General features: G+C 29.8%; 14 protein-coding genes. 2 read left to right on the top strand and 12 right to left on the bottom strand.

The features are described 5' to 3' along the window. Positions 1 to 2: 2 nt before the first annotated feature. From C7U54_RS09485 to gmk, 5 genes are all read right to left on the bottom strand, one after another. Positions 3 to 734 (bottom strand): Stp1/IreP family PP2C-type Ser/Thr phosphatase, encoded by a 732-nt coding sequence (locus tag C7U54_RS09485; protein WP_107030128.1) that lies wholly within the window; start codon positions 732 to 734, stop codon positions 3 to 5. Beyond that, complete coding sequence (gene rlmN, locus C7U54_RS09480) at positions 734 to 1,756, bottom strand: 23S rRNA (adenine(2503)-C(2))-methyltransferase RlmN (RefSeq protein WP_107030127.1); 1,023 nt, start codon at positions 1,754 to 1,756, stop codon at positions 734 to 736. The genes C7U54_RS09485 and rlmN overlap by 1 nt, the downstream gene beginning before the upstream one ends. Before the next feature lie 3 nt (positions 1,757 to 1,759). Further along, positions 1,760 to 3,010, bottom strand: a complete 1,251-nt coding sequence (rsmB, locus tag C7U54_RS09475; RefSeq protein ID WP_107030126.1) for a 16S rRNA (cytosine(967)-C(5))-methyltransferase RsmB — start codon at positions 3,008 to 3,010, stop codon at positions 1,760 to 1,762. A gap of 2 nt (positions 3,011 to 3,012) precedes the next feature. After that, positions 3,013 to 5,202: a replication restart helicase PriA gene (gene priA / locus C7U54_RS09470; protein WP_022001657.1), complete on the bottom strand. Its 2,190-nt coding sequence runs from the start codon at positions 5,200 to 5,202 to the stop codon at positions 3,013 to 3,015. 81 nt (positions 5,203 to 5,283) lie between these two features. After that, a complete protein-coding gene (gene gmk, locus C7U54_RS09465; protein WP_107030125.1) occupies positions 5,284 to 5,847 on the bottom strand; it encodes a guanylate kinase in 564 nt (187 codons plus the stop codon). A 99-nt stretch (positions 5,848 to 5,946) separates the two neighbouring features. Between gmk and C7U54_RS09460 the strand changes: the two genes are divergently transcribed. Further along, positions 5,947 to 7,587, top strand: a complete 1,641-nt coding sequence (locus C7U54_RS09460; protein ID WP_107030124.1) for an Rqc2 family fibronectin-binding protein — start codon at positions 5,947 to 5,949, stop codon at positions 7,585 to 7,587. 17 nt (positions 7,588 to 7,604) lie between these two features. Here C7U54_RS09460 and C7U54_RS09455 read toward each other — a convergent pair whose 3' ends face one another. Further along, entirely contained in the window at positions 7,605 to 7,883 is a 279-nt protein-coding gene (locus tag C7U54_RS09455; RefSeq protein WP_022001654.1) for a hypothetical protein, read from the bottom strand. A 69-nt stretch (positions 7,884 to 7,952) separates the two neighbouring features. Here C7U54_RS09455 and pgeF point away from each other — a divergent pair, with 69 nt between their 5' ends. Further along, complete coding sequence (gene pgeF / locus C7U54_RS09450; RefSeq protein WP_032089887.1) at positions 7,953 to 8,699, top strand: peptidoglycan editing factor PgeF; 747 nt, start codon at positions 7,953 to 7,955, stop codon at positions 8,697 to 8,699. Between the two features lie 29 nt (positions 8,700 to 8,728). On the opposite strand, the gene C7U54_RS09445 is transcribed toward pgeF, so the two are convergent. The 6 genes from C7U54_RS09445 to C7U54_RS09425 form a co-directional block, all read right to left on the bottom strand. Further along, positions 8,729 to 9,100: a hypothetical protein gene (locus C7U54_RS09445; RefSeq protein ID WP_107030123.1), complete on the bottom strand. Its 372-nt coding sequence runs from the start codon at positions 9,098 to 9,100 to the stop codon at positions 8,729 to 8,731. Next, a complete protein-coding gene (locus C7U54_RS14610) occupies positions 9,081 to 9,251 on the bottom strand; it encodes a hypothetical protein (protein WP_155522454.1) in 171 nt (56 codons plus the stop codon). Before C7U54_RS14610 ends, C7U54_RS09445 begins: the two co-directional genes overlap by 20 nt. Positions 9,252 to 9,353: 102 nt before the next feature. Then, the gene (locus C7U54_RS09440) at positions 9,354 to 10,832 is read right to left on the bottom strand and encodes an NAD(P)H-hydrate dehydratase (protein ID WP_241522602.1); all 1,479 of its coding nucleotides are present in this window, start codon (positions 10,830 to 10,832) and stop codon (positions 9,354 to 9,356) included. A gap of 60 nt (positions 10,833 to 10,892) precedes the next feature. Beyond that, positions 10,893 to 12,308 carry a C40 family peptidase gene (locus C7U54_RS09435; protein WP_107030121.1) on the bottom strand — a complete coding sequence of 472 codons (1,416 nt, stop codon included), beginning with the start codon at positions 12,306 to 12,308 and terminating at the stop codon, positions 10,893 to 10,895. 194 nt (positions 12,309 to 12,502) lie between these two features. Next, the gene (locus C7U54_RS09430) at positions 12,503 to 14,011 is read right to left on the bottom strand and encodes a C40 family peptidase (RefSeq protein ID WP_241522601.1); all 1,509 of its coding nucleotides are present in this window, start codon (positions 14,009 to 14,011) and stop codon (positions 12,503 to 12,505) included. A 191-nt stretch (positions 14,012 to 14,202) separates the two neighbouring features. Beyond that, the gene (locus tag C7U54_RS09425) at positions 14,203 to 17,430 is read right to left on the bottom strand and encodes an ABC transporter permease (RefSeq protein WP_107030120.1); all 3,228 of its coding nucleotides are present in this window, start codon (positions 17,428 to 17,430) and stop codon (positions 14,203 to 14,205) included.

The raw sequence follows: 17,430 nt of genomic DNA, 5'->3' as shown, positions 1-17,430 counted from the left end.
TTTTAACGTCCTCCTTCTATTAACACAGCAGCAATATTATCATGTCCACCATGTTCATTTGCTTGTTCAATCAATAGATGAACTTTATCTTTAACATTCATATTTTTTTTAACAATATTTAAAATTTCCTCATCTTCTAAAGAATTAAATAACCCATCACTACAAATCAAAATATTCTTCCCATTTAATTTATACTTTTGAATATCTGGTACAATATTCATTTCAACACCAATAGCTTGCATTAAAACATTCTTTTGACGATGATTCTTTCCTTCTTCTTCAGTAATCGCACCTCGTTGAATAAGTTCATTCACTAATGTATGATCTCTTGTCATTTGAATAATTTCTTGATCATCATAAACATAAATACGACTATCACCTACATGACAAAAGAAAGCATCATCACCATCAACCACCGCAATCGCTACAGTTGTTCCCATTCCTTTCGTATCTTCTTGCATATTAGCCATTCTTTTTACAATTTGGTGAGCTTCTAAAACAGTATCCATTAACCAATTTGTCACTTCTTCATCATCCAAAAAAGGTGGATTGGCTTTAAAACATGTAAGTACATGTTCTTCTACAACATGAGATGCAATTTCTCCTGCCTTATGTCCTCCCATACCATCACAAACAACACCTAAAACCTGATCTTTCAAATTAATTGCTGTTGCTGCCTGGTCCTGATTTTTTTCTCTGATTTTTCCAATATCAGTCAATGCATAATATTCCATTATATCACCCCACTACGTTTTGCTCTTAGCTGACCACATGCTCCATCTATATCTCTACCATGTTCTTTTCTAACCGTACAGTTAATATGTAATCTTAATAGTTCGTCTTTAAATTCCTCTACATGACTACTTGGTTTAAAACCATGTTCATCAACACTATTATAAGGAATTAAATTCACATACGCATTCAATCCTCTCATATAATGAGCAAGCTGTCTGGCATGTGCAAGTGAATCGTTGACATCATCTAATAAAATATATTCAAATGTCACTCTACGATTCGTTTTTTCGATATAATCTGCAACACTTTTTCTTAAAGCATCCATATTAAACGCTTTATTTACAGGCATTAATTGGTCTCTAATTTCATCATTAGGGGCATGTAAAGAAATAGCAAGGTTTGTTTGAATCCCTTCATTGCTATATCTTTCAATCATATTGACAAGTCCACATGTAGAAATCGTAATATGTCTTGCTCCAATAGCTAAACCATGAGGATGATTAATAATTCTAACGAATTTCATCACTTCATCATAGTTATCAAAAGGTTCACCTGTTCCCATGACAACAACATGTGAAACACGAATACCTGTATCTTTAGTGACTGCCATGACTTGATTCACCATTTCACCAGCTGTTAAGTTACGTTGTTTTTTTAAAAGTCCACTAGCACAGAATGCACATTGCATATTGCATCCTACTTGGCTTGTTACACATAATGATTGACCATAATCATGTCTCATTAAAACGGCTTCTATTAAGTTACCATCAATCATTTTAAATAAGTATTTGATAGTTCCATCACTTGATACTTGTTTTTCTTGTATTTCAAAGGTATCAATGATGCATTGTTTTTCCAATTTTTCTCTTAAATCTTTTGATATATTAGACATTTCTTGAAAATCAAAAGCATTTTTTTGATATAACCATTGAAAAACCTGCTTTGCTCTAAAAGGTTTTTCATTGATTGATTTAAAATATTCAGTTAATTCTTCTAAAGAATAATTATATAAATGTTCCATCTTCTATCCCTTTTTCATTTTACACATATAAAATCCATCTGTGTGATATTCATAATTTAAAATTGTACGTTGTTCAATAACTTTCATATCAGGATGTTTTTGAATAAAATGTTCAATCATCATTCCATTTTCCTTTTTATTGATTGTACATGTACTATAAACCATTGTACCATCATTTTTCAATAAATTATACGCATTTTCTAATAAAAGTGCTTGTAATGGGATTAAACCATCCATCACACTCGAATCATGATATTTAATTTCTGGTTTACGTTTTAAAACCCCAAATCCTGAACAAGGTGTATCTAATAAAATACGATCAAACGTTTCAGGAGGATAGTGTTCTATGAGCTTTGTAGAATCACCTGCTTGAACATGTACGTTTTTAACACCTAAACGTTTTAAATTATGTTCTATTAATTTTACTTTGTGCTTATATAAATCATAGGCTTCTATTTTTCCTTGATTTTCCATTAATGCTGCAAGATGTGTTGTTTTACTTCCTGGAGCACTACACATATCTAAAACGTAATCTGTTTTTTGAGGATCTAAAAGTCTTGCTACTAATTGACTTGATTCATCTTGAATCGTTACTTTACCTTCTTTGTAATAAGAAGTATAGGCTAGATTTCCTCTTTTATATAAAAGAGCATCTTGAGACAATGTTCCTTCTTCAAAACAGCTTTCTTTTAATAACTCTTCTTTTGTTGTTTTTAATGTATTGACTCTCCCACTTCTTGTAGGAGGCATGTTATCTTCTTCACAAATCATTTTTGTTTTTTCTAAGCCATATTGTTTATTAAACATTTTGACCATCCATAAAGGATGTGATGTCATAATCGAGATTTTTTCTAATTCATCTAATTCCTCTAATGATCTTCTTTCGTTTCTTGTAAAATTCCTCAATACCGCATTTACAAATTGACTTGTTTGATAACCTTCTTTTTTAGCTATTTTAACCGCTTCATTAATAATGGCATATTCAGGTATTTTATCTAAATATATCAATTGATATAAAGACATATAAAGAAGTGCCCTTATTTTTTTCTTTACTCTTTTTCCTTTAATATAAGGTTGAAGTTGATATTGAATATATAAAAGATTTTGAATTGTTCCATAAACAATGGTTGTACATAAATCTTTATCTTCTCTTTTTAAATTACTTTTCTTTAATTGTTCATTTAAAGCAATATTTAAAAAACTCTCATCTTCAAAATATTGATTTAAAATCATAAATGCATTTTCTCTTGCCATAACTATATCGTTGTGTATGGATTAAAATCACATATCACATTTACCTTTCTTCCTTTTTTATTATAATAATCACTCATTGCATGCAATACCTCATAAACATGTGTTGTATTCGTTATTTTAAGTGTCATTCTCTTTCGATAAATATCATTCATCTTATAAATCGTACAATTAGCAGGTCCTAAAACAATTGCCTTCGGTAATTGTTTTACTAAATATTCCTTTATTTGTTGACTACAAAAAGTCACATCATCTTCTTTTTTACCTTGCACTAAAATACTTATTAAATAACAATAAGGTGGATATTTCGCAAGTTTTCTCATTTCCATTTCTTTTTGATAAAAACTTTGATAATCATGATTTTTAACACATTGTAAAACAAAATGATCAGGGTTATACGTTTGAATCATCACTGTTCCTTGTTTCTTCCCTCGACCACTTCTACCAGAAACTTGTTCTAATAATTGAAATGTTCTTTCATTTGCTCTAAAATCAGGAATATTTAAAGAAAGATCTGCATTAATAACTCCTACAAAAGTCACATTTTCAAAATCTAATCCCTTAGCAATCATTTGTGTCCCAATTAAAATATTTGCTTCTTGATTTTCAAATTGTTTAAGCAATTGATGATGTCCTTGCTTCTTTCTTGTAGAATCAACATCATAACGAATCACTCTTGAATTTATAAAATTATTTTGTAAATATTCTTCTATCTTTTGGGTACCACTACCAATCAGTTTAATATTAGTACTTCCACAATGACTACATTTTTGCTGGTAAGGTACTTGAAAGTCACAATAATGACAACGCATTGTATGAGTATCTTTGTGATAAGTTAAAGATACATCACAATGAGGACATTTTAATACTTCATCGCAATCTAAACAACGAACATAACTTGAATAACCTCTTTTATTAAGCAATAAAATCACTTGTTCATTTTTATCGATTGTTTCTTGTATTTTAGCTTTCATCTTCCTTGATAATACTTCATAATGATGTGCTTTCATTTCTTCGACCATATCAATCAATTCAATTTGTGGTAAAGGTTTTTGATTGACCCTTTGAGAAAGTATACATAATTCATAGGCACCCTTTAAAGCACGACTATAGCTTTCAAGAGAAGGTGTGGCACTACCTAAAACAACTGGACATTGATGATAAGCACCCCTTTTTCTCGCTACTTGAGATGTTAAATAACGTGGTGGACTTTCTTGTTTGTAACTGGCATCATGTTCTTCATCCATAATAATCAAACCTATATTTTCCAGTGGTGCAAAAACAGCACTTCTTGCTCCAACGACGATTTTTACTTCATCATCAATGATTCGACGATATTCATCATATCTTTCTCCCGCTGATAATTTTGAATGTAAGATAGCGACACTTTTTCCAAAACGGCTTTTAAAAGCAGAGACCATCATTGGAGTCAAAGCAATTTCAGGGACAAGCATCAAGACAGTTTTTCCTTGTTCAATCACAAATCTAGAAAGGTGTAAATAAACTTCTGTTTTTCCTGAACCTGTGACTCCATAAAGTAAAAAGGTTTTAAATTGATGAAAAGATGCTAATATTTGATTAACAACTTTTTGTTGGCTAGTAGTCAAGGGATAATCTTCTTGTTGTAGATGTTCATTGTAAGGATTTCGATAAACTTCTACTTGTTTATAAATAATTGCTCCTTGTTTTTCTATATTATTTAAAAGAGCTGTTGAAAAAGGATAATCCTTTATGGGTAATAAATCGTGTTCTTTTATATAATTTAAAGCTTCTTGTTGTTTTGTTGTTTTAAGGGGAATATCTTTTACAAAGGAAACAACTTTTTGATATTTAATGCCAACACTATGATTGGTACTTGGTTTTAATTGAGGTGGTAGCATACATTGTAAACAACTGATTCTTGTAGAAAGCGTTTGTTTTGAAAGATAATTTGCAAGTTCTTGTAATTCTTGATTAAGTAATGGTTTTTGATCAATGACATCTTGGATAAAAGAATATTTAAAACCATTTTTTTCTTCTAATTGTTTTTGAGTAAAAAGTGTTTCTTGACATTCAACGACATAACCTACAAGTTGTTGATAACCAAAACGGATATGGACTCGACAACCTGCCAAAACTTGATATTTAGATAAATAGTCATAGGTCGTATCTAATTTATAGATTGCATGTTCCACAAGAACTTTAACAATATACATATTTCCACCTCTCTTTTGTTTGTATTTTACCACATCTATTGTAGCTTTATCAAAAAAACTGTCAGTTATAAAAACCAACAGTTACTTTTGATGTTCTTTAATAATTTTTGCTATTTTATCTTTTGCTAGATGAACATCGTCATTTTCTACAACATATTTATATTCATCTTTTGTTTGAATTTCTTTACGTGCTTTATCCAAACGTTCTTTTACGATATCTTCGCTTTCAGTACGTCTACCACGAATACGTCTTTCTAATTCTTCTAATGAAGGTGGTACCAAGAAAATAGTCAATGCATCAGGACATTTTTTCATGACTTGCAATGCTCCTTGAACTTCGATTTCTAAAACGACATTTTTACCCTCATCTAATAATCGATCTACATTATCCTTAGGGGTACCATAATAATTACCTACAAATCTTGCCCATTCTAATAAGCCACCTTGAGCAATCTTATCAACAAAGCTTTTTTCATCAACAAAAAAATAATCCACACCATCTGTTTCTGTAGGTCTAGGTTTTCTTGTTGTCATTGAAATAGAATAACTTAAATTTAAACTATCATCTTTGAACAATTCTTCTCTCACTGTTCCTTTTCCAACACCACTAGGCCCACTAAGAATGATTAACATTCCTCTTTTCAATTTTTCCACACCCCTTTTTTTATAAAAATAACTCTACAATAACAAAGAGATAATGTCAATTAAATTTCAAATATGTTATAGTATTTTGGGGTGATAACTATGGCATATGATGGCATTATGATGCATCAAGTAAAAAATTTATTGATAGAAACAATAAAAGGCGGTCGTATCAATAAAATTTATCAAATATCAAAATATGAACTTTTATTTCAAGTTCGTGCAAATAAGAAGAATTATCAGTTATTGATTTCAAGTCATCCAATGTATGCACGTGTTCAATTAACATCTTTATCTTATCCAACACCAGAATCTCCTAATCCGCTTACTATGCTTTATCGTAAGCTTTTAGAAGGTGGTTATATTAAAGATATTGAACAAATCGATTTGGATCGTATTTTTAAAATCACTTTTAGCTGTCATAATGAATTAGGTGATTATATTGAATATATTCTTTATGTAGAAGTGATGGGTAAACATTCAAATATTATCTTAGTAGGTCAAAACGATAAAATCATTGATTGTATTAAACATATTTCACCAAGTATGAATAGTGAAAGATTTTTACAACCCGGAGCCCTTTATCAATTACCACCAATGATAAAAAAACTTGATCCTTTTAGAAGCGAATTTGTAGAAGATAACCAACTTACTAAAATCTATCAAGGAATGTCTCCTATTTTATCTAAAGAAATCTTATATCGTATTGATCAAGATGAATCTTTTAAAGAGATTATGAAAGAAATAGAAAATTCTCAAAATCTCTATATTACTAAAGTGAATGATAAAGAATATTTTCATGTTATTGAACTGACACATTTACAAGGAGAAACTTCAAAATATTCTTTATTTGATGGTTTAGATACTCACTTTAATGAAATAGATCAAAAAGAAAGAATTAAACAACAAACAAGTAATCTTTTAAAATTTATACAAAATGAATATCAAAAAAATACTTCAAAATTAAAGAAATTAAAAGCAACCTTAGATGATTCACATAATAGTGATGATTATCGTATTAAAGGGGATTTATTATATGCTTCTTTACATTTAATACAAAAAGGAATGACTCATGTTGAAGTTGACAATTATTATGATAATACAAAATTAGATATTACTTTAGATCCTAAATTAGATCCAAAAGCCAATGCTCAAAAATATTATCAAAAATATCAAAAAGCTAAAAATTCAATCAATGTTCTTTTAGAACAAATTGATTTAACTGAAAAAGAAATTGAATATTTCGATTCTTTAATAACCGCTATGTCACAAGCAACATATTATGATGCTTTAGAAATCAAAGAAGAATTAGAAAACGAAGGATATTTAAAAAAGAAAAAACAAAAAAATACAATTCGTAAGAAAAAACGTCCTCAATTTCAACAATATCTTACAAAAGATGGAATTGAAATCGATATTGGTAAAAATAACTTACAAAACGATTATTTAACATTTAAATATGCGCATCGTTATGATATGTGGTTCCATGCAAAAGATATGCCGGGAAGCCATGTCATTGTTAAAGCACAAGATTTAGATGAATATACGATTCGTTTAGCTGCTAAAATTGCTGCATACTATTCAAAAGGAAAAAATTCAAGTAGTGTTCCGGTAAACTATACACTCGTCAAAACACTCAAAAAACCTGCAGGTAGTAAACCAGGAAAAGTAATTTTGGATAATTATAAAACAATCTATATTGATCCAGATGATGAGTTTTTACAAGAACTTACAAAAAAATAGATGCTAAGCATCTATTTTTAGTAACGATTTGTTTGTGTATAACATGTTTGTTCATAGCGAGGGTAATAACGTGGAACATAAACAATGTTATTAACGCGACGACATTCAATTGGACAAATAATAGGTTGTTCTACATATTGATTTTGAAATGTTGTACATACTTTCTTAGGAGCGATAATTGGTTGTGGAGTAAAACCATTTCCTATATTTGAATTAAAATAATTTGCATAACCGTTATTATCAAAGTTTCCATATTGTCCTTGACAGCATGTATTTTGTTGACAATTACAACTCATAATAACACCTCCTAATATAAGGTATGGTCATGTATTAAAAAGAATTGGACTTTTGTAAAGGAGAAACAAATGAAATTAATAAAATGGAATTTACATGAAGATGTAGAAGCATATACAACAACTAGGAAATTAGGGGATATTTCTTTAAATAATCCAAATTATTTAAAAGTATTAGAAAATAGACAAGAACTTGCTTCATTACTAAATACAGATTTAGAACATATGGTAGCCCCTAGACAAACACATTCTACCAATTTAAAACAAGTCTTTTTAATGAAAGATGGTGGTACCAATATGTTAAAACAAACAGATGACCTCTATGAAGTAGATGCAACTTATACGAAAGATAAAGATTTATTCTTACTGTCATTTCATGCTGATTGCACACCAATTTTAGTTTATTGCAAAGATCAAAAAATCGTTTGTGCTATTCATTCAGGATGGCTTGGTACAGTTAGACAAATTGTTGATCATACAATTCGTTATCTTATTGAAAAAGAAAATTGTAATCCAAAAGAAATGTATTGTTTAATAGGTCCTTGTCTTTCTAAAAAGCACTTAGAAGTGCAAGATGATGTGATTAATCAAGTTAAGAAAATGAACTTTGATACTTCACCTTTTTATCAAAAAACAGATGAAACTCATTATTTATTAGACAATAAAGGATTAAATAAACAACAATTATTAAATTTAGGGGTTTTAGAAGAAAATATTCAAGTTTCTTCTTATTGTACAAATGAAAATAATGATTTATTCTTTTCACATCGTGTCAATCATGATGGTCAAAGAAATGTAACAATCATTAAAAGAAAATAGGCGATATGAAATTCATATCGCCTATGATTTTAAGATTTAAAATATTCTTCAACATCTTTTCTTTCATCAGCTGTCAATTTTAAAACATCCATAGCTCTTTGCATGGAACATTGTAAACTTTCCGTCATATTTTTAATTAATGTAATTCTTTCCAACTTTTGTCCTTGTTCAAGCCCCATAGAATGTCCTTTTTCTATATTTTCTCTGGCTATCATTTCTCCTAAATTACATATCTTTTTAACTTCCTTCTCTATTTCTTCAAATCCATATTCTTTCATAACTTCTTTTTTTACTAAAAGATCGTATGTATTATTTAAAAAGATGACTAACGGTGTCTTTATCCAATCACTATCTTCATACTTATCTTTGATATTATGATCTTTATTTAAGTATATCATCATCAATGATTTCTTCTAAAAATACATCCTCAGCTTCTTTAATAAATCCTTTAATGATTCTTCCTAAGATTTCAGGATGTCCTAATATTCTTTTACAGAGTTTATTAATCATAATAATATGATCGTTTGATGTGATTTCTAGTACTTTGTCCATATAATTTTTCCTCCTATTATTATATAGACAATTTTTGGATGTTTTTCTTTTTATTTTTTTTAAAAAAGGTAAAAAAAATTACGAAACGAACACGTTTCGTAATCAATCTTTTTTCATTTTTTTCATCATTTGAGGAATTTGGTCAATTACTTTTGAAGCAACAACCGTATAATTTTCTTTATAGACTTCATCACCACATAAACCATGTAAATACGTTCCTAAAATAGCCGCATCTTTTGGCAAATAACCTTGTCCTAAAAAGCTACTAATAATTCCAGCAAGTGTATCCCCCATACCTGCAGATGACATTCCTTTATTTCCTGACATAATACGATATGTTTCATTTCCATCACTAATAAGAGTATGTGGACCTTTTAAAACTAAGGTAACATGATATTTTTTTGCAAATGCATTCGCTTGATCCACTAGTTCACTTGTTTGGTTAAAATTCACAAATCTTTTAAATTCTCCATGATGTGGTGTTAAAATCCAAGAGGAATGATGATTTTCTAATAATTCTGGATGTTTTGCAAGAATGGTCAAGGCATCACCATCAATCACAACTGGAACTTGTGTATGACTTAAAAGTTCACAGACAAAGCGTTCACTATCATCATTTAAACCTAGTCCACTTCCTATAAGAATTGCCTCTTTTCCTTGTAATAAATGTTCATCAAAATACTGTCTTTGACACGATGTCGCCTCAGGACAAAACAAACTTAATGCATCAATTACTTTTTCATTAGACCAAACCGTAACTAATCCACTTCCTGTATAAACAGCTGCTTTAGCTGCTAAAAGTGCAGCTCCTCGATAATGATAGCACCCTGTTACATGCATAATTCTTCCATAAGTTCCTTTGTGTCCATCATAGAAACGTTCTTTTATATGATATTTGGCCCATTTAAAATCAACTGGTTGTGAAAATAGCATTTCTTCATGAAAAGATTTAGCGTCTAATAATTCTAAAATGACTTTCCCTGTATACATTTCACTCTCTGGATTTAAAAAAGCAAGCTTATAAGCTGTTAACGTTATTGTTTGATACGCACAAATACAGCTATTATAAGGTTTTCCTGTATCAGGATTTAAACCTGTAGGAATATCTATCGCAATAACATCTACCTCTATATTATTTATAAGATCAACAACATATTTAACAATTCCTCTTAAATCACTATTAAGTCCAAAGCCAAATAATGCATCAACTACCACATCAAAATGTGGAACACTTTTTTGAAATTCTTCAAGTGTTTCTTCACTTACAAATAAACACTCTATCGATAAAGATTGTGCTTGATCAAGATAATATCTATTTGCTTGGCTGAGTTTTTCTTCTTTTCCCGTTAAGCAAAGTAATACCTCTTTACCTTCTTGGTGTAATTTAATTCCTAATGAAATCCCATCAGCACCATTATTCCCTGGCCCACAAACAATCATAATATGTTGATACTTATCAAAATGTTTCAATAAACAATCACTGGCTTTATCTACTAATTGCTCAATTGAATAGCCATAATCCAACAATGCTTGATCATATCTTTTTAATTGACTACTTGTTGCAATATACAAAAAAATCACCCTCTTTAGGTATATTATATCGTTTTTAAAGGCAAAAAAAAAGGTTTCAAATCGAAACCTTTATTGATATCTAAGTCCACATGTAAATTTACCTACACCAGAAGAAACTTTAACAACATCTCCTGTATGTGGTGCATGAACATATTGTCCATTTCCAATATAAATTCCTACATGTCCTGAACGCCATAAAATATCTCCAACTTCAAGTTCAGATAAACTTACTACTTTTTTAGCAGCAGCTTTTTGTTCTGATGAAGTTCTTGGAATATAAATACCATTTTGTCTATATACCCATTGTGTAAATCCTGAACAATCGAATGAATTAGGGCCTGTTGATCCCCATACATATGGACATCCTTTTTTAGAAAGACCTGTATTAACAATTCTTTCTCCAGAGAATGTTACTTCCACTTGTAATTGTACTTCTGATTTATTACCTGCTGAATCCACACCTGTATATGTGACTGTCTTTACTCCTGTTGTAGAAGTATCAATTGTATTGAATGAAATCTTATCTTTCATATCACCATCTAAGTTATCTACGGCAGATGTAATATATGATTTTAAATCAACATTGCTTCCTTTATCAACAGATACTTTATTTGTTGATAAAACGATATTTGGTCCAGTAATATCTTTAACAGTAGCATTCAATGTTACTTTTGATGAATTACCAGCGCCATCAGTAACAATAATTGTCATTTCTTTTTGTTGATTTAATTGTTTAGTATCAATTGTTCCTTCTACTTTAGGTCGAATATTTGTATCTAAGTTATCACTAATTGATACATAGTCTTGCCATTTAAATTCACTACCATAATCTACTGTAATATCACTTCCTGATTTTAAAGTAATTTCTGGAGCTTGCATATCAGCAATAAAGAACTTAAACGCTTCTTCAGTTGTATTACCACTATTATCACTTACTGAAACATTAATTGTTTGTGTTCCTTGTTTTGAAGTATCTAATTGTTTATCACTTTCGATAAATGGTGTCACATCTCCATCTACATTATCCACTGCTTTAATATATGAAGATAAATCTTGACTACCATAAACTGGTACTTCAATATAATATCCATCATTTGCACCTAACGTTTTTAATTTTGGTGCTTCTTCGTCAACAACATCTACTTGAATTGTTTTAACATCAGTATTATTAAACTGATCTGTTGCACGCACTTCAACTTGATATGTTCCTAATTGTTTAACATCTAAGGAATCATCATCAGCTTCTACTAACAGCTCACTTCTACTATCATGATTATCAACAACATCAACTGCATCCGTATCAAACTTTTCACCGTAAGGAATTTGAATATGACTTGATACAATCTCAGGATTTTCATGATCCACACCAGCATAACCTACTAACATAAATGCAGCTACCCCAGCGATTGGAATAAACATTGCTTTTCTGTTTTTAATTTTCTCATCAAACAATGTTTTGAGCTTGGTCTGTATGTCTGTTTTCATAATGTTCTCCTTTTGAATTTTTTAACCGTTTATTATTATAACACATTTTATTTAAAAATGCAAATTTGTAGAATTTATCAATCTTTTTTCAATTTTATTATACCCAAACAATCAATAATTAATTTCATTCATTATTAAAAATATATTCTTTTAAAGTACAAAAAAAGCCGTGATTTTTCCACGACTTTTTAATATTAAGGTCTAATTGCACATGTAAAGCTACTTACACCAGATGAAACTTTTACAACATCTCCAGTTTGTGGAGCATGAATGTATTGGTTACCACCAATATAAATTGCTACATGTCCTGGTCTCCATAAGATATCCCCAGGTTGTGCACTCGAAATACTGATTACAGTACCAGATGATTTCATCGCACTTGATGAATGTGGTAAAGATTTACCAGCTTTAGCATAACACCATTTTACTAGACCAGAGCAGTCAAATGTATTTGGTCCTTCAGCACCCCATACGTAAGGGCACCCAAGTCTTGAATAGGCAGCACCTACAACTGATGTTCCGTAATAATTTGGTCTAGAAGTAGTACCAGTAGCTGCAGAACCTTTCTTAGAAGAAGTACGTACCGCATTAACTTTTACAGTTAATGACGCACTACCTTGATTTCCAGCAGCATCACTTACTGTATAAGTAGCTGTATAAGAACCAGCTTTCGAAGTACTTACAGAAGGAATTGATACTTTTCCTTTTACATCTCCATCTTTATTATCAGTTGCACTTGATAAGTAGTTAGATAAATCTAAACTTGCTCCTACGTTTACAGAAACTTCTGATTTTGATAAAGAAATTTTTGGTGCTTCTGTATCTTTTACAGCAACATTCAATTGAGCAGAAGATTCATTACCAGATGAATCAGTTGCTTTAATTGTTAAAGTTTGTACACCATCTTCTTTATGGTTATCAATGCTTCCTTCTACTTGAGGTTGAATGACACCATCAAAGTTATCTGTAACATCTACATAATCAGATAAGTTAAAATCTGACCCATAATTTAATGTAACATCTGCACCATTTTTCAATGTAACTACTGGTGCATCATCATCAGTCACAGCAAAATCAATTGTTTTTTCTGTTTCATTTCCTGAAACATCTGTGGCTTTTAATGTAATTGTTTGTGTCCCTAATTTAGAAGTATCTAAAGTTTTATCTGCTTCAATAAATGGTGTTACATCACCATCTACATTATCAGATGCTTTTACATAACTTGATAAATCACTACTTCCATTAACAGGAACTTCAACTACATAACCTTCATTTGAACCTAAAGTTTCAAATTTTGGACCTTCTTGATCCACTACTTTTACTGTAACTTCTTTTGTTGTTTCATTATTAAATGAATCAGTAGCTGTTACAGTAACCTTATAATCCCCTAATTGTTCAACATTTAATGATGCCAGATCAGCACTTACTTGAATGTCATCTTTGCTATCACGATTGTCAGTTACATCTACAGTATCAACATCAAATTTTTCTCCATAAGGAACCTCAATTTGATCAGATGTGATTTCTGGTGCTTTTGTATCAGCAGCAGCGTATCCTACTAACATAAATGTTGCAACACCTGTAATAGGTATAAACATCGCTTTTCTATTGACAATTTTTTCTTGGAAAAACTGAGTTAACTTCTCTTTGACTTTGTTTTCATCTACATATTGACTAACTCTTTCCTTAATATTTCTCTCCATTCGTCTCCTCCTTTCAACAAATACAAACGTATTATAACGTAAAATCAACTAAAAATCCACCCTTTGTCCTGTCTATACAAGTAGTAAATCCCTTGAATGTCAACCATAGCAATGGATTTAGAAGATTCAGTTTTTTTTAATTTTTTTTGAAAAAATCCTTAATTTTACGTAATCCTAAATAATATTTATGATTACTCTATGCTTTTCAAAGACTCAACCATGTCTATTTTTTTAAGAACTCTTCGCATATAAAGATTAATCAAGAATGTAAATGCCATTGTTAAAATAATAGCAATCATATAGCATCTGATATTAACTGTTCTAATAAACATCGCCATATCTACTTCAACCGTTCTAATCAAATAAGCATGAATAATCTTACCAAGACCAAGTCCAACAATCGAACCAATAAAGGCTAGAATAATGTTTTCTCTAAAGACATAATCATAGACTTCTTTTGGATAGAAACCTAAAACCTTAATCGTTGCAATTTCACTTTTTCTTTCTTGAATATTAATATTTGTTAGATTATATAAAACAATAAACGCAAGTGCACCTGCACAAACAATTAAAATAAAGACAACACTATCTAAACTTTCCATTTGACTATAGAATCCTTCTGAAATACCACTGACATATTGAATAGAAGTAATATTTTCATGATGATCACAATAATTTGTAAGTTTCTTTTCACTTGCTTTTTTATTTAATTTAAAATATTGGCTATTATAATGAACTTCATCTTTGGTTAAGTTTTCATAGTATTTTGGAGACATATAAATATAATGTCTAAAATAAAGCTTATAAATACCTGCAATTTTTACTTTATAATCTTTATTATCTAATGATAATGTAAGTTGATCACCAACTTTTAAATCTAATATTTCAGCAAGTTTTGCATTGATGTAAACACCATCATCTTTAAGATTTAAAGTCTTGCTTGTTTGATAATCACTCATATGAATATATTGATCAAAATCTTTTGTTTCACTTGGAATTTCAACTGTTACCATTTGTTGATCAATCGTGATCGTTTTATTGTAAATACCCATTGTTGATTTCACTTGAGATTGCCCTTTAAAATCATCTTGTGCTTGTTTTTTTGTCGTTGCTGTTAAATCATCTTTATAATTTACAACACCATCATAAATCCACATATTGCCATATTGTTCGCTTGCTAGTGGAGAAACGGAATACTTGATTCCAAAACCAACAACGATCAGTGCTGTACAACCTGCTATTCCAATAACAGACATAAAGAATCTCTTTTTATATCTAAAGATATTTCTCATTGTTACCTTTTGATTAAATGATAATCTCTTCCAAATAAAAGTAATTCTTTCAAGTAATATCCTTTTCCCTAGCTTAGGCGCTTTCGGTCTTAAAATTTGCGCTGGAACAGCTTGTAATTCTTTATAACAAACCATAAAAGTGACAAATAAAATAATCACGACTGAAATAATATATGTTTGTATACATGTTGCTAGTTCAAAAATAATACGTGTTGGTGCTCCTATATCAAACATCATAATACGATATAAATAGTAAATAATACTTGGAAAGAAATATGTTCCAAAAACAATTCCAATACTACTAGCAAAGAATGTTGCTAGAAAAGCATAGATCAAATATTGCATAATCACATCTTTTTTCTTATAGCCCAACGCTCTTAATGTTCCATTTTGTACTCTTAGTTCTTCAACCATTCTTGTCATTGTTGTCATTGAAACAAGAGCTGCTACTAAGAAAAAGAGCACTGGGAACAGAATTGATAAAGCTGAGATTGAATCACAGTTACCACTATAACTTAAGATTGCTGCGCTTTCATTTTTAGTTAAGGTAATGATCTTTCCTTTTTGTAAATCAGCTGCTTGTTGTTTAGCTTCATTTAAATCACTTTGTGCTTGATCTAATTTTACTTTAGCTTCTTCTAATTGTGGTAAGTTACTATCTAAAGTATTTTTAGCTTCGTCTAATTGTTTTTTAGAATCAGCAAGTTTGATTCCTGTTTGATCTAAAAGAGCTTTAGAAGCCTTTATTTTTTGATTTGAGGTATCTAATTGTTGTTTACTTTGTACAAGTTGAGCATTTGTTTGATCTAAAACCGTTTTATTTTGATCAAGTTCTTGTTTAATAACAGGTAATTGTGTTTTTAAAGTATTTATTTGTGATTCATTTTGTTTTAATTGATCATAGCTTGCAATCAAAGTTTGTGCTTGTTGATAATAAGGTGAATCACTTGGAATATTTTTAGCTTGTTCATAACCACCAAATTGACTTAACGCAGCTTCAACAGTTTGGATAGATGTATCATATTGATCAACTTTTTCTACATAATCTAAATAAGTCTGGTAACCTGCTTGGTATTGTTTAAGTCCTTCTTGGTATTTTTGATACCCTGTTTGATATTGACTTAAACCAGCTTGATATTGTTTTAAACCACTTTGGTATTCTTTTAAGCCTTGTTGATATTGAAGATATCCTTGATCATATTGTTTTTTACCATCAAGATATTGATTCATACCATTTTGATAAGCATCCATTCCCTCTTGATATTGTTTTAGACCATCTTGATACTCTTTTTCACCATCAGCTATTTTATTCAAAGCATCTTCTTTTGTTTGATTGTAAAAAACAAGATTATAATCTTTTAAAATTGCTTTGATTTTTTTATTGATTGGTTTTACATACTCATCATAATCATCATCAAATTCATATAAATGATTTTCATTTTTTAAATGAATACGCAAATCATTATAAAAAGTCTTTTGATCATGTAAATCAAACAATTCATCAGGAACAGCCATATGTTCATTTCCTTGATTTAAAACAAGAATAAACCCACTATTATTCCCATCACCTAAACTGTTTGTACCTCTTTCTAAATCACTTACATAACGACTATCATTAATGATTCCTACAATTTTATATTCTTTTTTACCATAATCATTTTCTAAAGTAATTTGATTATTTAATTTCAAAGATGATTTTTTTATATACTGATAATCCATCAAACATTCATTATCTTTTTGAGGGTATCTTCCCTTTAATAATTCAGGTAGGTCTACCCCCTTTGAAAAATCATCATCACTATAAACTGTCATCCCGATATTTGCTTTTTCATCATATGACATTAAAGCATCAAAGCGAAAACCATAATCAACAGCTTCTACTCCTTTTACTTTTTCAACTTTTTGAATAATAGATTCATCAAAACCATATGTTGCAATATAGTTCAAATCATTCCATTTATATGTTTGTAAATAATCGTGCATTGATTCTTTCATAATCAAAGGACTTTGTCGAAGTCCTGCAAAAAATGAAGCCCCTAAAAAAACAATACAAAAAATAGATAAAAATCGTGCTTTTGTTTTTTTAATAATTCTTATTTGATTTTTAACATAAGCATTTCTTTTCAT

This window comes from Faecalibacillus intestinalis, from assembly GCF_003024685.1.
Classification (GTDB): Bacteria; Bacillota_I; Bacilli_A; order Erysipelotrichales; family Coprobacillaceae; genus Faecalibacillus; species Faecalibacillus intestinalis.
The sequence above is the reverse complement of the archived record's forward strand: the minus strand, read 5'-3'. Positions and strand labels throughout refer to the sequence as shown.